14 protein-coding genes are annotated in these 16090 nt (G+C 54.7%); 4 read left to right on the forward strand and 10 right to left on the reverse strand.

The window, feature by feature from the left end; genetic code table 11:
- The first annotated feature begins 186 nt into the window (after nucleotides 1-186).
- On the forward strand, nucleotides 187-1107 hold the full coding sequence (locus NYE48_RS25470) for an AraC family transcriptional regulator (RefSeq protein WP_212949882.1): 921 nt from the start codon (nucleotides 187-189) through the stop codon (nucleotides 1105-1107).
- A 106-nt stretch (nucleotides 1108-1213) separates the two neighbouring features.
- Here the strand turns inward: NYE48_RS25470 and NYE48_RS25475 are convergent, their stop codons facing one another.
- A complete protein-coding gene (locus NYE48_RS25475; protein ID WP_341000342.1) occupies nucleotides 1214-2023 on the reverse strand; it encodes a phytanoyl-CoA dioxygenase family protein in 810 nt (269 codons plus the stop codon).
- 174 nt (nucleotides 2024-2197) lie between these two features.
- Here NYE48_RS25475 and NYE48_RS25480 point away from each other — a divergent pair, with 174 nt between their 5' ends.
- The 3 genes from NYE48_RS25480 to NYE48_RS25490 all read left to right on the forward strand — a co-directional run bounded on the left by NYE48_RS25480 (nucleotide 2198) and on the right by NYE48_RS25490 (nucleotide 4881).
- On the forward strand, nucleotides 2198-2974 hold the full coding sequence (locus NYE48_RS25480) for a helix-turn-helix domain-containing protein (protein ID WP_341000343.1): 777 nt from the start codon (nucleotides 2198-2200) through the stop codon (nucleotides 2972-2974).
- A gap of 314 nt (nucleotides 2975-3288) precedes the next feature.
- Nucleotides 3289-4287, forward strand: coding sequence for a ketoacyl-ACP synthase III (locus NYE48_RS25485; RefSeq protein WP_341000729.1), 999 nt, complete (start codon nucleotides 3289-3291; stop codon nucleotides 4285-4287).
- Nucleotides 4288-4488: 201 nt separating this feature from the next.
- A complete protein-coding gene (locus tag NYE48_RS25490) occupies nucleotides 4489-4881 on the forward strand; it encodes a DUF488 domain-containing protein (RefSeq protein ID WP_341000344.1) in 393 nt (130 codons plus the stop codon).
- 318 nt (nucleotides 4882-5199) lie between these two features.
- Here the strand turns inward: NYE48_RS25490 and NYE48_RS25495 are convergent, their stop codons facing one another.
- The 9 genes from NYE48_RS25495 to NYE48_RS25535 form a co-directional block, all read right to left on the reverse strand.
- Nucleotides 5200-6321, reverse strand: coding sequence for a hypothetical protein (locus NYE48_RS25495; protein WP_341000345.1), 1122 nt, complete (start codon nucleotides 6319-6321; stop codon nucleotides 5200-5202).
- 178 nt (nucleotides 6322-6499) lie between these two features.
- Nucleotides 6500-7903 (reverse strand): argininosuccinate lyase, encoded by a 1404-nt coding sequence (gene argH, locus NYE48_RS25500; RefSeq protein WP_341000346.1) that lies wholly within the window; start codon nucleotides 7901-7903, stop codon nucleotides 6500-6502.
- A 97-nt stretch (nucleotides 7904-8000) separates the two neighbouring features.
- Complete coding sequence (locus tag NYE48_RS25505; RefSeq protein ID WP_036710464.1) at nucleotides 8001-9236, reverse strand: argininosuccinate synthase; 1236 nt, start codon at nucleotides 9234-9236, stop codon at nucleotides 8001-8003.
- A gap of 123 nt (nucleotides 9237-9359) precedes the next feature.
- Nucleotides 9360-10316 (reverse strand): ornithine carbamoyltransferase, encoded by a 957-nt coding sequence (gene argF / locus NYE48_RS25510; RefSeq protein WP_341000347.1) that lies wholly within the window; start codon nucleotides 10314-10316, stop codon nucleotides 9360-9362.
- A 138-nt stretch (nucleotides 10317-10454) separates the two neighbouring features.
- On the reverse strand, nucleotides 10455-11654 hold the full coding sequence (locus tag NYE48_RS25515) for an acetylornithine transaminase (protein WP_341000348.1): 1200 nt from the start codon (nucleotides 11652-11654) through the stop codon (nucleotides 10455-10457).
- 101 nt (nucleotides 11655-11755) lie between these two features.
- The gene (gene argB / locus NYE48_RS25520; RefSeq protein WP_341000730.1) at nucleotides 11756-12523 is read right to left on the reverse strand and encodes an acetylglutamate kinase; all 768 of its coding nucleotides are present in this window, start codon (nucleotides 12521-12523) and stop codon (nucleotides 11756-11758) included.
- A gap of 93 nt (nucleotides 12524-12616) precedes the next feature.
- Nucleotides 12617-13843: a bifunctional glutamate N-acetyltransferase/amino-acid acetyltransferase ArgJ gene (gene argJ, locus NYE48_RS25525; RefSeq protein WP_341000349.1), complete on the reverse strand. Its 1227-nt coding sequence runs from the start codon at nucleotides 13841-13843 to the stop codon at nucleotides 12617-12619.
- A gap of 18 nt (nucleotides 13844-13861) precedes the next feature.
- Nucleotides 13862-14929: an N-acetyl-gamma-glutamyl-phosphate reductase gene (argC, locus tag NYE48_RS25530; RefSeq protein ID WP_212949866.1), complete on the reverse strand. Its 1068-nt coding sequence runs from the start codon at nucleotides 14927-14929 to the stop codon at nucleotides 13862-13864.
- A gap of 215 nt (nucleotides 14930-15144) precedes the next feature.
- The gene (locus tag NYE48_RS25535; protein WP_341000350.1) at nucleotides 15145-16035 is read right to left on the reverse strand and encodes a YitT family protein; all 891 of its coding nucleotides are present in this window, start codon (nucleotides 16033-16035) and stop codon (nucleotides 15145-15147) included.
- Nucleotides 16036-16090 lie beyond the last annotated feature (55 nt).

A 16090-nucleotide genomic window follows, 5' to 3' on the forward strand; every position in this document is an offset into this window, starting at 1 on the left:
CCGAGCCGCTTGTTTTTGAGCCCGGATGATCGCTGGAATAACCGTATTTCAAACGAAAACGAACTCGTGTACCATTGTACAAAAGGACCTTGCGGGCGTCTTTGCATGAACGGGCCATCCTTTTGCAAAAAACGGACACGCGCATGCGCATCCTTTCCCGACTACACCGTTTAGGGGAGTTTCCTCATGTCCATCGAATCCAGCTTTCGCAAAGCCAACCAAATATGCAACCGCCAGCTGACCCGCATCGAAGCCGATCGTTTAAGCCTTTCGATTCTTTATTGGGGGTTTATGCCTGCGCATTTCGACAATGCCCTGCATCGCCATTCGTTTTTCGAAGCTTGTTACGTCATCGAAGGCAGCGGCTCCTATATCGAACACGACACGGAATACCCGCTCGGCAAAGGCACCTCCTTTTTGTCCGTGCCGGGGACCTGGCATCAAATCCGGAGCCTTACGGGGTTAACCTTGGTTTACGTCGCTTTTGAAGTGGATGAGGAGCGAACCGGGCCAAGTTGCGCCGAAGACTACCATCGCCTTGCGGAACAGGCCCGGCCCGTGATTTACGGCGCGGATGCCGAACCTTTGGGCCATTTATGGGAGACGCTCATATCGATCTTCGACGATCAAAAACCTGTTTTTCCGGCCTTGCTGCAGCACGCCTCCACATCCCTGCTCCTGTCGGTCCCTGCCCTTCATGGATCCTACCGGGAAGAAGCTTGGCATCATCAGGCGGACGCCGCTTGGGACGAAAACAGCCTTTTTCGCCAGGCGAAGCTGTTCATTGCCGACAACCTGAGCGAGGAACTGACATTGCCCAGGGTAGCGGGCCATCTCCATATTTCGCCCCGGCATCTGACGAGATTGTTTCAGCAGCATACGAATCAAACCTTCGTCCATTACATTCAGGAACGCAGGGTTCAGTTGGCCGCGCAAATGCTCTTGAACGGGGATTTGTCCATCAAGGACATCGCCTCCCAGTGCGGCTTCCAATCGGTCCACTATTTCACCCGGATTTTCACCCAGAAGCTCGGCGTATCCCCCGCCAAATTCAGGCGCGCGCAGTTCACGGAAGGGCGTTCCGGCAAACATCGCTTTACGGAATAGACGCAAAATGACCCCGCACGAAACGGGGCTAAACCAAATAAAAGCTGACGCCGGGGGATACCCGGTGCCAGCCTTCAGCTTTATCTGCGTATGCAAAATGTCTTCGTCAATGCGGGTATAAAACGTCGAACTCGTTCCCGCACGGCCCGCCGTCCGGATTCGCCTCCAGCATCACTTCGGAACCGTCCGCCGCGTACAGCGGGCGGTAGAAGGCTCCGATTCGAACCGCGGATGCATTGGCATAATGGCATATGAACGCCCGCCGGAAACGGTCCTTGGATTTGTTGCGGTACGACCCGTGGATCAGATTCCCGTTGAAAAACAGCACGTCGCCTTCGTCCATGACGGCCGGAACGGCTTTTTTGTCTTTGGGCGGTTTGACGTAATGGGTGGTAAACGACTCCTTCTCGTCAGCCAGTTCGGGGCATACCACTTCATAACCGCTGGTTTTCGGAACGACCAACAAACAGCCGTTTTCCTCGTCGGCGGCATCAATCGCCGTCCATGCGGCAATGCAGTTGCCCGGTTCCACCTTCAAATAGAAATTGTCCTGGTGAAGCGCCTGCCCCCTTGATCCCGGAGGTTTGTAATAATACATGCTTTGCGCCGCCAGCGCGGGTTCCCCATACAGATTCTCCAGCACATCCATCACCGGTTTGTGCAGCATGTATTTCATGGCCGTTGGATTGAATCGATGCGGATGCATGACGCGCGGATATCTTTTGAGAGGATCCGGGTTGTCCGGGTCGAACACGGGCTCAAAATGCCCCTGCACCGTCGTTTCGCCGATTCTCTCGAACGTGCTGCGAATGTCGTCCAGCTCTCCGGGCTCGAACAACCCTTTGACGATCAAATACCCTTCCGCTTGAAAAAACGCCATCTGGTCCGGCGACAATCCTTTTCCGCTTGGGCCCATAAGTTCGCTCCTTTACAAGGATATTGAAATGAACTATGTTCATTGTAGCTTGCGAAGACAAACGAAAACAGTAAGCTTTCTGCTCAAAACTCATCCGATTCTGCTGTCATGCAAATGGCCGCCGGAATCGGTCCGTTCCTGTTTTGCGATCAACGGAGGAGGGTTAGGAAAAATATGAAATTCGCTCATCATACCGCCGATTCCGGATATATTTTCGGTGGATATTACGACGAATCCGACGCTTATATGGTGAGACGCCCCGACGGCATGTCCGACTGGCTGCTTCTCTATACCGTCAGCGGCGGCGGTTATTTTCAGACGCCCCAAGGCCGAAAAGAATGCGCGGAAGGAGATGTGACGCTTCTGCGGAGCGGCGTCCCCCATCAATACGGAACGATGCCGGGACAACGGTGGCGGTTTTTCTGGTCCCATTTTCAAGGATTGCCCGAGATCGGCTATCTTCCCCAGGTTGAGGTGTGGAATCAAAGCATCTCCAGCGAATATTACCGTGTGCGGATCGGCCATGCATTTCGCAACCTGCTTCATGATTCCAGGGAGCGGGCGGGCATGTGGGAATTTTTATGCCAAAACGCCATTCGGGAAGTGCTGCTGTTATCCTGCGAAAGCCTGCATTCCCCGCTCGATCCGCGCGTGCAGACGGCACTGCATTGGCTTACCCGCAACATGGCCGAAGACATCACCGTCGAGGAGCTCGCCCGGTCGGTTGCGCTATCCCCTTCGCGATTATCCCATCTGTTCAAACAGGAGACCGGACTATCCATCCTCGAATACCGCAACCGGATGCGAATCCAACAGGCGGCCCTGCTGATCCGGCATATGAAAAAGACGGCCGGCGAAGCGGCCCTCGAGGTCGGATTTTCCAACTACAATCACTTTTCCAGACTATTTAAAAAGCAGTTCTCCGTGTGTCCGAAAGATTACCGTCCATGAAATCGACATCCCCATGCTTACATTCGTCTACCAGGCTGATCCTGCCCGCGCTCAAGTCGTAGCGATGCTCAACCGGTTTCTGCACGCCGTTCATTTGATCGAGCCGCTCTCGTCACGAATCGGACTGCCTTTGTCAAAAAAGGCCCTTCAAAAAGGGTCTTTTTGTTTTGCCATGAAATAAAAAGGTTGAATTCGAACTCGTTTTGCATATAATTAGTACCAAGTCCTAATACTTGATATTAATTCTACCCGCTTTCCCGGTTTATCGGCTTGTCCATTATCCGTAAGGAGGAAAAACCATGATCAGTAACGCAATATCCAAAGCCGCTATTACGGCCATCGGCACGTATGTGCCGGACAAAAGATTAACGAATGCGGATTTGGAAAAACTCGTGGAGACGAACGACGAATGGATCGTGCAGCGGACCGGCATGAGGGAGCGCCGGATCAGCGCCGAGCAAGAGTTTACTTCGGGCCTGTGCATCCGGGCGGTCGATGACTTAATGCGGACCTACGGCAAAACCGTGGAGGATGTCGATTTGATCATCGTCGCCACCACGACGCCGGACTACCCGTTCCCCAGCGTGGCGTGTTTGATTCAGGAGCAATTTAACATCCGAAGCACCGGGGCCTTCGACTTGAACGCGACTTGCGCAGGGTTCGCTTATGGCCTGCATCTGGCAAACGGGCTTATTAGCGCCGGGCTGCACCGCAAGGTGCTGGTCGTCGGCGGCGAAACGCTGTCCAAGGTGACGGATTATACGGATCGGACGACATGCATTCTGTTCGGGGACGGCGCGGGCGCGGTACTGGTCGAAGCGGACGAAGCCCGTCCCGGCTTCATCGCGTCCCTTCAAGGCACGGACGGCAGCGGCGGGGTCCACCTCTACCGTGCCGGGATGTCCGATACATTAAAAGGCCAACCGCTTGCGGGCCAAGGAAACATCGTGCAAAACGGACGAGAGGTGTATAAATGGGCCGTGCGAACGGTCTCCTCGGGAATCGCGGAGCTTTTGCCGCATGCCGGCATGACGACCGCGGATATCGACTGGTTCGTGCCTCACAGCGTCAACCTTCGAATGATCGAGTCCATTTGCGAGAAAACCGGCATTCTCATCGAAAAAACGCTCTACAGCGTGGAATATATGGGGAATACATCCGCGGCATCCATCCCGCTGTCGCTCGGTCTCGGCGTGCGGGAGCAGAAGCTGAAATACGGCGACACGCTCCTTCTATACGGATTCGGCGGCGGGTTGACCCACGCGGGACTGGTCGTGCGCTGGGGCGTTCCCGATCTGGATGTCCGAGCATAACCCTGCACCGATCCGTGAAGCTATTCGCCGCTGTCCTCCCTTCATCGTAGCGACATCGGCCTTTTTCCGTCCGCAATGAAACCCGCAGGGTTTGCTTAAATTTCGCTTTCGGGATATATATGAAGTAACACATACGACGGAGGCCGAGGCGCGGGCAGCGCTAAAGCGCTAACGCAAAGCAATAAGGGGAGCATGGTGAACATGATACAGATCAAACGGATTTATGACCCTGCCGAAGCTACGGACGGACAGCGGATTTTGGTGGACCGGATCTGGCCTAGGGGAGTAACGAAGGAAAAAGCGCAAATCGCGGCCTGGATGAAGGAAATTACGCCAAGCCCAAGCCTGCGCACCTGGTTCGGGCATCGGCCGGAAAGATTCGCAGAATTCAAAGCGCGTTACGAAGCCGAATTATCCGATGAGACGGCCCATGCTTCTTTGGAAAAGATTCGCGGCTGGGCGGCATCGGGAACGGTCACGCTGCTGTATGCCGCAAAAGACCGGCAGTTTAACCATGCCGTGGTGCTGAAGGAATACTTGGAGCAGATGCCATCTAGCGATGATGATTATTTTTCGAAAACCCCTTCAATATAGCCTCTCTGCGCATCCTGTTTTCGTTCGTAATCTGCTCTTGGCTTTTAAAAGTAACTTTCTTAGGCTTATTGACCGGAAAAGGAATTACCTTTTTGTTTTTCATCATAAAAAGACCATCCTTGTTCTTTTAGCATCAGGATGGTCTTGATCTATCAAATCTATACTATTCTATCAAGTTATTTATCTTATTTATCGTTTTTCTCGGCCGCTAAGGATGCAGCCGCCTCGCTTTGACCCTTGCGAATGATTTGAAGGGCCTTTAACACGTCTTGTCGACGCTCGCGATTCGCCTTTGTAATCTCCTTTTGGGACGTAAATTCAATTTTGATAGGTTTTGTCATAGGAGTCGCCACTTTGAGTCATCTCCTTCTCCCGAAGCATTTCCTTCTGCAAAATCAAGCAAAAGGCATGAACCAATCGATACACTTCCCTTATATCTATAATATCATGGGAAAGTGTGAGGGACAACGCTCTGTCATTGCCGTCATCAAAGTGAAAATTCCAAATCCATACGGCTTGATTAAACATCTTCATCCGATATGAAACGACATTTCGGCCTGGAGAAGACAAATTATATCTAGGGTCGCCGTCCGAAGACATCGCCGCATCCACGACAGCATACCGCAGCGCGTTTTCCTTGTTGATCTCAAATTGCTCAGGGCTGCTGCCGGTCGTGCCCTTATCGACGATTTTATAAAGCTTGTCTCCCCTTACTTCGTAGATCGTATACGCGGAAATAAAATCAAGCTCCGAAAAATTCATGACCCCGTTTGCGATTCGATAGATCGCCGTATTGATCGACTTCAATAAATCGATAAGATATAACACGTATTTTTCGTTTTTTTCAATTTCGCTCAGCAAAAATGCCCGTTCTTCCTTGTATGTATCGATATTCGCCTGCAAAAAATCCTGTTGTCCCTTGGCATAGTTCAAAATTTGCTCGATGCTTACATCCGTTTTGGAAGCATCGATAAGAAGCGGCGTCATGAAGGCATATAGCCCATTAAATGTGGCCCCGCTATGACGAAAGGCGGCCCATAGCGCATACTCTTTCGGTTTTTTGGCTTTAAAGGCGCCCACATGAAAATGTTCGCTGGCAATCGAGGCCATTTCATTCGTGAATCTGCAAACGAGGATCCAGTAAGTGATCATGATGATGAACGCCGCTGCACTGATCATGCCCCAAAGAGGGATATGGGCTAAATAGCCGCCAACGCCCGCTATAACAGGCCCGATAAGCGGCAAACCCGCCCATTTGATTTTGGCCAAGGTACCCGCTGATTTAAACGTGTTTTTCAGCTTCTTTAGCGGCCCTTTCCAAGCTTGTCCCCTCCAGCCATCGAAGTCCTGCTCCCGCATTTTCTTGATAATGGGGTCAAAGTCGTTTTTAATCTCTTCCAGGAAGCTATGATAGTTTAGCCTGATATTCAGATCGCTCATACCATATGCACCAATTTTTCCTAAATTTGATATGATGATAACTTACTCGCATCCATTTGTAAACGGTTATTTATCCTAGGATCCAAGGCGGCTCGCTTCGTGAAGCTTATCCTTTTTTAACAGCCAAAAAAGCCGCTCTCACGATTAGAGAGAACGGCTTTCCCTTACCCAATGCCTTTTATTGATGTTCTTCCAGCCACTGCTCCGTCATCCGCAGCAGCACCTCGCTGCGCTTGATGGCATCCGCGACCTGCTCCTTAGCCGTGCCGCCGTATACGTTGCGGGCGTTCACGACCGTCTCCGGCTGCAGCACCTCGTAAATCGCATCGTCGAACAGCGGAGAAAACTGCTTGAATTCTTCCAGCGTCAGATCGAGCAAATATTTGCCGTTCTGGATGCAGTACAGCACCGTTTTCCCGATCACTTCATGCGCCTGGCGGAACGGGAGGCCTTTGCCTACGAGGAAATCGGCGATGTCCGTCGCGTTGGAGAAATCCTTGTTGACCGCTTCGCGCATCCGCGATTTGTTGACCTTCATCGTGGCGATCATCGGCGCGAACAGCTGCAGGGCGCCTTCGAGCGTCGCCACCGTGTCGAACATGCCTTCTTTGTCTTCCTGCATATCCTTGTTGTAGGCAAGCGGCAGCGACTTCAGCACCGTCAGAAGCCCCATCAGGTTGCCGTAGACGCGGCCGGTTTTGCCGCGGACGAGCTCCGGCACGTCGGGATTTTTCTTCTGCGGCATGATGCTGCTGCCGGTACAAAACGCGTCGTCCAGCTCGATGAAGTTAAACTCGGTGCTGCTCCACAGCACAAGCTCCTCCGACAAGCGGGACAGATGCATCATGATGATGGAAGCGTGGGACAGAAACTCCAGAATAAAGTCGCGGTCGCTGACGGCGTCCAGGCTGTTTTCGTAGACGCGGTCGAACTGCAGCTGCTCCGCCACGAAATGGCGGTCGATCGGGAACGTCGTTCCGGCCAACGCCCCGGCGCCGAGCGGCAGCACGTTGATGCGCTTGTAGCTGTCCATCATGCGCTCAATGTCGCGCTGGAACATCGATACGTATGCCATCAAGTGATGGGCGAACAGGATCGGCTGCGCCCGCTGCAGATGCGTATATCCCGGCACGATCGTATCCAGGTTGTCGCGGGCTTGCCCGATCAGCGATTTTTGCAGCTCATAGAGCATGCCGGACAGCTCCACCACGCGTTTGCGCAGGTACAGGTGCATATCGGTGGCCACCTGGTCGTTGCGGCTGCGGCCCGTATGCAGCTTGCCCCCAACCGGGCCGATTTCGGCGATCAGGTTTTTTTCCACGTTCATATGGATATCTTCGTCCGACACCGAAAACTCGATTTCGCCCTTGCGGATTTTTTCAAGCACCTTGTTCAGGCCGCCTTTGATCGTTTCGACGTCTTCCTGCGGCAAAATCCCGCATTTGCCCAGCATCGTCACATGCGCCAGGCTCCCTTGAATGTCTTCTTCGGCCAGCTTTTGGTCAAACCCGATCGAAGCGGTATACTCGTCCACCAAATGGTTGGTTTGCTTCGTAAAGCGCCCTCCCCACAATTTACTCACGAATGTTCTCTCCTCTCTGATACGGCAGAGGGCCGCTCCTTCTCATGAATGAAAAGCAGCGGCCGTCATCGCCGTTACGCTTGCGCGGTTCATGGTTCTATTTGTTGTTCTGCTCCACGCCCGTGCCCACTTTGAGGCGAAGCGCGTTCAAGCGGATAAAGCCCGTTGCATCCCCTTGATCGTACGCTTGCGTCGGATCGGCTTCCATCGTTGCGATATCCGGGTTGTACAAGCTGACCGGACTTTTGACGCCCGCGGCGATGATATTGCCTTTATAGAGCTTCACGCGCACCGTTCCGGTGACGTTCTTTTGGCTTTCGGTCACCAGCGCCTGCAAAGCAAGGCGTTCCGGCGCAAACCAGAAACCGTTGTATACGAGCGTGCTGTAACGCGTAATGAGGCTGTCGCGCAGGTTCATCACTTCGCGGTCCATCGTGATGGATTCCATTTTGCGGTGAGCGGTGAACAAAATCGTTCCGCCCGGCGTTTCGTACACCCCGCGGCTTTTCATGCCGACGAAGCGGTTTTCCACCATGTCGACGCGGCCGATGCCGTGTTTGCCGCCAAGCTCGTTCAGTTTTTCCATGACCTGCAGCGGGTTCAGCTGCTCGCCGTTCAACGCCACGCAGTTGCCTTGGACGAACTCGAGCTCGAGGTATTCCGCTTCATCCGGCGCATCCTCGGGGGAGTTGCTGAGAAGGTACATGTCTTTGTTTTCCGGTGCGCTGGCATCGAACCAAGGATCCTCCAGCACGCCGCTTTCGTAGCTGATATGCAGCAGGTTGCGGTCCATGGAGTATGGTTTGGCAGCAGAGGCGGTAACCGGAATGCCGTGTTTTTCTGCAAAAGCGATCATTTCGGCGCGGCCCGGGAAGTCGTTGCGGAACTCCTCGAGGCGCCATGGCGCGATCACTTCGATGTCCGGAGCCAGTGCGGCAACGCCGAGCTCAAAACGGACCTGGTCATTCCCTTTGCCCGTTGCCCCGTGCGCAATCGCGGTGGCGCCTTCGGCGCGGGCGATCTCCACCATGCGTTTAGCGATCAATGGACGCGCGATGCTTGTGCCGAGCAAATACTGGCCTTCATACAGCGCGCCTGCTTGGAACATCGGATAAATAAAGTCCTTCGCGAACTCCTCGCGCAAATCGTCGATGTATACTTTGGAAGCACCGGTCGCAAGCGCCTTGGCTTCGAGGCCGTCCAGTTCTTCCTTCTGGCCGATATCCGCCGTAAAGGCGATAATTTCCGCGTCGTAAGTTTCTTTGAGCCATTTGAGGATAATGGATGTGTCCAGCCCGCCGGAATAGGCGAGCACGATTTTTTCTTTTGCCATCATGAACTTCCTTTCGTTTATGCTTCATGGTTTGATTATATCGTGATGGGGTCTTTAACCCATAGAACATTTTCGCTCGTGTTGACCGCTCCGGGTACGTATCGTTCTTCCGATCGCCGTTGTCTACCCCATCAACGCAGCCATCAATGCTTTCTGCGCGTGCAGGCGGTTTTCGGCCTGATCGAAAATCACCGAGTTTTTGCCGTCGATGACGCCTTCGCTGACTTCCTCTCCGCGGTGCGCAGGCAGGCAGTGCATGAACAGATAGTCGCTTTTTGCGCCTTTCGCCAGCTCTTCGTCTACTTGATAGTCCTTAAAAGCGGCCTCGCGGATCTTTTGCTCTTCCTCGAAGCCCATGCTTGCCCATACGTCCGTATAGATGACGTCGGCGTCTTTGACCGCTTCCTGCGGGCTGCGCGTTACGACGATTTCTGCGCCGGTCTCCTTCGCGATTTCGCGGCTTGCCTTCACGACCTCCGCATCCGGCTCATATCCTTCCGGACTGGCCACGGACACATGCACGCCCAGCTTCGCTCCGCCGATCATGAGGGAATGCGCCATGTTGTTGCCGTCGCCGATGTACGCGAGCTTAAGGCCTTTCAGCTTGCCTTTATGTTCGAGGATCGTTTGGTAATCCGCCAGCACCTGGCACGGATGCGCCAGATCGCTCAGCCCGTTGATGACCGGCACGGTAGCGTATTTGGCCAGATCCACCACATTGTTGTGCCCGAAGGTACGGATCATAATGCCGTCGAGGTAACGGGAAAGCACCTGCGCGGTATCGCTGATGATTTCGCCCCGTCCGAGCTGGATGTCGTTTTTGCTTAAAAAGAGCGCGTGCGCTCCAAGCTGGAACGCCCCGACTTCAAAGGAAACCCGCGTACGGGTGGAAGATTTTTCGAAAATGAGTCCGATCGTTTTGCCTTTCAGCGGCTGGTAAACCTCGCCGTTTTTTTGCTTGCGCTTCAGTTCGATCGCCAGATCGAGCAGGTACTGGATCTCTTCCGTGGAGTAGTCGTCCAGCTCAAGCAAATCCCGGCCCTTCAGGTTGACATGCTGCAGCTGCTCTGTTTGGGTCATGGGTGTTCCTCCTTGTTTGCGTTTGGTTATCATCTCGCCTAATGACGCTGCGGTACGGGCCGTTTTGCCGATGGCCGGCGTTCTCAGGCCGCTTCGCCCCGCAACAGGTCATTCAGGATAAAAAATATTTATAATATATTAATCTTTTTTTACGGCCGTATGGTCATGGATCACGCCGGCGATGATGCTTACCGCCTGATCGATTTCTTCCTTCGTCACGTACAGGTTCGGCAGCAGCCGGATGACGTTGGGTCCTGCAGTAATGAACAGCAGCCCGCGTTTTTGGCCTTCGAGCACCAGGTCGCCCACAGGTTCCGCGCATTCGATGCCAACCAGCAAACCGAGGCCTCGGACGGCTTTGACGTGAGGGTTGCCTGCCAGCTTCTCCGTCAGCTGCTCTTTCAAATAAGCTCCCATCTCTTCCGCGCGCTGCGGAAGCCGGTCCTCCAGCATCGTTTCGATCGTGGCGATGACGGCCGCCGTCGCAATCGGCGTTCCGCCGAAGGTCGAGCCGTGGCTGCCCGCCGAAAACGCATCCCGCAGAAAAGCTTTGCCGAGCATCGCGCCGGTCGGAAAGCCGCTGGCAATGCCTTTGGCAAGCGTAAAAATATCCGGTTCAATGCCGTAATGCTCATGCGCAAACAGTTTGCCCGTACGTCCCATGCCGGTCTGCACTTCGTCGATGATCAGCAGCAGGCCATGCTCCTTGCACAGCTCCTGAATGGCGCGGACAAATCCTTCTTCCACCGGAAGCACGCCGCCTTCGGCAAGCACCAGCTCCAGCATGACGGCCGCCGTATGGTCGGTAATGGCCGCTTTGAGCGCATCCAGGTCATGCAGCGGCACGCTTTTAAAGCCGGCAGGAAGCGGCAGGAAACCGTCCTTTACTTTGTCCTGCCCCGTCGCCGTCAGCGTCGCCAGCGTCCGTCCATGGAACGACTGGAAAAAGGTGATGATCTCATAACGATCCGTGCCTTTTACCTTTTGGTGATAACGCCGTGCCAGCTTGATCGCCGCTTCATTCGCTTCGGCGCCGCTGTTGCAGAAAAACACCGCATCGGCACAGCTGTTCGCCGTAAGAAGCGCCGCCGCCTTTTCCTGATTCGGAATGTGGAACAGGTTCGACACATGCCACAGCTGATCCAGCTGCCCTTTCAGCTTCGCCGTCACTTTCTCCGGGGCATGGCCCAGGTTGGTTACTGCGATGCCGCTCATGAAATCGAGATACTTGTTGCCTTGGTCGTCCCACAACCAGCTGCCTTGGCCTTTTACCAAACTGATCGGATATCTGGCGTAGTTGGGAAACAACGAACTGGATTGCCCTTCAGGGATACTCATATAAAATCACTCCTATCCGAATCGATATATGATCGTTTCTTTGCCGTACTTTTCATCCGCCGCGTTGGTCGGTATAGCCAAACATCTGTATTTGAAGTGTTTTATTTTACGATTCTCGTCCCGATGGCTTCCCCTTGCAGCACCCTGCTCAGCACCATCGGCTCGCTGCCGTTCACGATGACGACTTCCCGGACGTCGCCCTGAATGCAGCCGACCGCCGCTTTGACTTTCGGGATCATTCCGCCGTAAATGTCGCCGCTGGCGATCATGTCCTCGATCTGTTGAACCGTCACGACAGGAAGCACCTGCTTGGCGCCTTCAATCTCTTTCATGATGCCCGGAACGTCGGTTACGACGATCATCCGGTCCGTTCCCAGATGCGAAGCGACCGCTCCCGCGGCCGTGTCGGCATTGATGTTGTACCGCTGCCCGCTCGGATCCACGCCGACAGGCGCGATGACCGGCATGTAGCCCATAGCCGCAATCCCTTGAATGATGTCGGACCTTACATGCGTGACGTCCCCGACCCAGCCTACCGCATCGCTATTCGCTACCGGCTGCGCTTGGATCAAACCGCCGTCGACGCCCGAGATGCCAAGCGCCCTGCCGCCGCTTTGCTGGATGCGCCGGACGATCTGCTTGTTGATGCTGCCCGCGAGCACCATCTCCACCACGTCGAGCACCGCCTCCGTCGTCCGTCGCAAGCCGTTCACGAATTCCGTCTCAATCCCAAGCTTCTCCAGATTTTCCGAAATGGCCGGTCCGCCGCCGTGAACGATCACGGTTTGGATGCCGGAAGCCTGCAGCTGCTTCAAATCCTCGAAAAACGAATCCGGCAGCGCCGCCAGCGTACTGCCGCCGCATTTCATCACGAAGCTTTGCCGGCCTGCATGATCGGCCACCCGGGCGTCCCGCTGCTCCAATGTTTCCACTTGCTCTCTCCTCCCTCCGTATCCGTTTGGTTAGGTTCGGTAAGCCGCATTGATGCGGACATAATCGTAAGTCAAATCACAGCCCCAGGCCGTGGCCCGGCCTTCTCCTTGATGCAGATCCACCGCAATCCGGACGGTATCGCCCTTCAAATATTGCAAGGCTTCCTCTTCGTCAAACGCGACCGGCCGGGAGCCTTCCAAAACCGAAATGTGGCCGATTTGAATGTCCACCGTTTCCGGATTCACGGGTTCTCCTGCACGGCCGACCGCCGCGATCACCCGTCCCCAGTTCGCATCGGCGCCGAATACCGCCGATTTGACGAGGCTCGATCCAATCACCGTCTTGGCAATGGCGCGCGCTGACGCGTCGCTGACCGCTCCGTTCACCTGCACCTCGACCAGCTTCGTTGCCCCTTCGCCGTCCCGGGCGATCGCTTGGGCCAATACTTGGCAGATATAAGTGAATCCTGCCGCAAAAGCCTCCCAATCCGGGTGCGCCGGATGCAGCGCCTCATTGCCAGCCAACCCGCTCGCCATCGCAATGAGCATGTCATTGGTGCTGGTATCCCCATCCACCGTGATCATGTTAAAGGTAACGTCTGTGGCCTGACGCAGAAGCTGCTGCAGCGCTCCTGCCTCGATCGCAGCATCCGTCGTCATAAACGCCAGCATCGTCGCCATGTTCGGATGAATCATTCCCGACCCTTTGGCCGCCCCGGCAATCGTCACGTCCTTGCCGTTAACGACGACCGAAACGCATGCTTCCTTCTTTACGAGGTCGGTCGTTAAAATCGCCTGCGAAAAATCCTCCGCACCGGATGCTTCGCCGCTCAGCCGATCCGGCAAGCCGGCAATTCCCTCCGTGACGCGGTCCATTTTGAGCAGTTCGCCGATTACGCCCGTTGAGGCGACCGCCACGTCCTGCTCCGCTACGCCAAGATGGCGGGCAGCTTCCGCCCGCATCGTATAGGCATCTTCTTCGCCCTGTTTGCCGGTGCAGGCATTGGCATTGCCGCTGTTAACGACAACAGCCTGCAGTCTGCCGTCCTGCAGGCTTTCGCGCGTCACCTTCAGCGGTGCGGCCTGGATCAAGTTGGTCGTATAGACGGCCGCCGCGACGGCCGGTACTTCGCAAAAAATGGCGCCGAGGTCATGACGCCCGGATTTTTTGAGCCCGCAGTGCAAGCCGCCTGCGGAAAAGCCCTTTGGTGTTATGATGGAACCGCCTTGTACCGCGGTAAATTTTGATTGTCCCATATGCTTTCATCCCTTTCCTTACGGATACACCGGCGTGTATCCCAGTCCGAGATTCTCCTCCCATCCCATCATCAGATTCAGGTTCTGTATCGCTTGGCCCGCGGCACCCTTCACGACGTTGTCGATCACGGAAATGATCGTCACGCGTCCCGTCCGTTCGTCCGCCGCAAAACCGATGTCGCAGTAATTGGAGCCGTACACCTCTTTGGTCGCCGGCCAAATGCCTTTATCCCGCACGCGCACGAACGGGCGGCCCTCATAATACTCCCGGTACAGCTTCACGAAGTCCTCATCGCTATACGTACCGTTCATCCGTGCATACATCGTGCTCATGATTCCGCGCGTCATCGGAACGAGATGCGTCGTAAAGGTCACGGTTACCGGCTCGCCGGCAACTTGGCCCAGCACCTGTTCGATTTCAGGAATGTGCTGGTGTTTGTTGACCTTATAGGCTTTAAAATTTTCGTTGATTTCCGCGTAATGCGAAGTCAGGCTGGTGCCCCGGCCCGAGCCGGAAACGCCGGATTTGGCATCGATAATGATGCTTTTCGGGTCGATCCAGCCGGAACGGATGGCCGGGATGAGGCCGAGCAGCGTTGCCGTTGGATAACAGCCGGGGTTCGAGACGAAATCGACGTTTGCGACTTCCTCCCCATAAATCTCGCATAAGCCGTACACCGCTTTTTCCAAATACCGCTCCTCCGGAGCCGAATGTTTATACCATTGTTCGTACGTGCCGCCGTCCTTAATCCGAAAGTCGCCCGACAAATCAATGACTTTCAGCCCCGCTTCCAGCAGCTCCGGCACCAATTTCGAGCTTACGCCGGATGGCGTTGCCGTAAACACGACATCGGCTTTTCCGGCGATTTCCGCGGCATTCACGCCGTCCAGCTTATGCACGATAATATCCGTTAAATGCGGAAAACCTTCCGATATCGGCGCTCCCGCGCTTGATGATGAAATCACAGACGTAATTTCCGCCAGCGGATGGGCTTGAAGCAGCCGGATCAATTCCACCCCGCCATAACCCGTCGAGCCGACGATCGCTATCCTGATTTTCCCCGTTTCCCCTTGTTCTCCTGGCATCCCTTTGTTCTCCTCTCTATCCGTCTGACTTGCATCCCTCTCACAAATATGTATTATTATACGACCGTATTTATATAAATACAACACTTCAAACCGAATTTACGCATGTCCCCACCGGTTTATTTCCATTTCGCCTAGACAAGCATTCATATCAAAAAAGAGACACCCAAGCTATCGATGATAGCCGGATGCCTCTTTCGGGCCCTATAACCTCGCTATGCCTCCAGTTTAAACCCTTCCCCGAGCACTTCATGCGCACTGCTGATAATAACAAACGCTTTGGGATCGACGGAACGCACCAACGTTTTGAGCCTTGTCGCCTCGCTTTGGCCGATGACGACCATCAGCACGGTACGGTCATCCCCGGTGTAACCGCCCTGGGCATTCAGCTTCGTCAACCCTCGATCAAGTTCATGCAAAATCGCTTCGCTGATGCGGTCCGTATGGTCCGATATAATGTACGCCACCTTGGAGTAGCTGAAGCCAAGTTCTACCGCATCGATGACCTTTCCTGAGACGTAAAGGCCTACAAGCGCATACAGCGCTTTTTCGAGGGACAACGTGCATGCCGCCAAAAGAATGACGCTGCCGTCCAGCATCACCACGCAGAGGGAAAAATTGAGCCCGCTGTACTTCTGGATGATCTGGGCCACGGTCGCCAGCCCTCCGGTCGATCCTCTGCCCCGGTATACGATGCCGATGCCCAAGCCTACGGCGATCCCCCCGTAGATCGAGGCGAGTATCGGGTTATCCGTCGGCAGCGGCCAATCCTTCGTCACATAGACGAACAGCGGCAAAACGATGCTGCCGAGCAGCGAACGAACCGCGTAGTTTTTCCCCAGCAGCAAAAATCCCAATATAAACACCGGAATGTTCAGCGCCCATTGCGTATAAGCCGGCTCCAGGCCGAACCATGCCTCAAACAGCACGGAAATCCCCGAGACGCCGCCGGACGCGATCCCGTGAGGCAGGAAAAATAAATTAAACCCTAAAGCGATCACAAACGAACCCACGACGATCAGGGCGATATCCGCCGTATGGCGGAGCGGTCCGGATGGGGGGAGGATGGGGGCCTTTCTGCGGCCCGAAACTTCTGCATGCGACATCTTCTTTTTTCTCTCCTTGGCTTAAAAATGATCAATATCCGCGGTGTGGATGAGT

This window comes from Paenibacillus sp. FSL M7-1455 (assembly GCF_038004655.1).
Taxonomy (GTDB): Bacteria; Bacillota; Bacilli; order Paenibacillales; family Paenibacillaceae; genus Paenibacillus_AQ; species Paenibacillus_AQ cookii.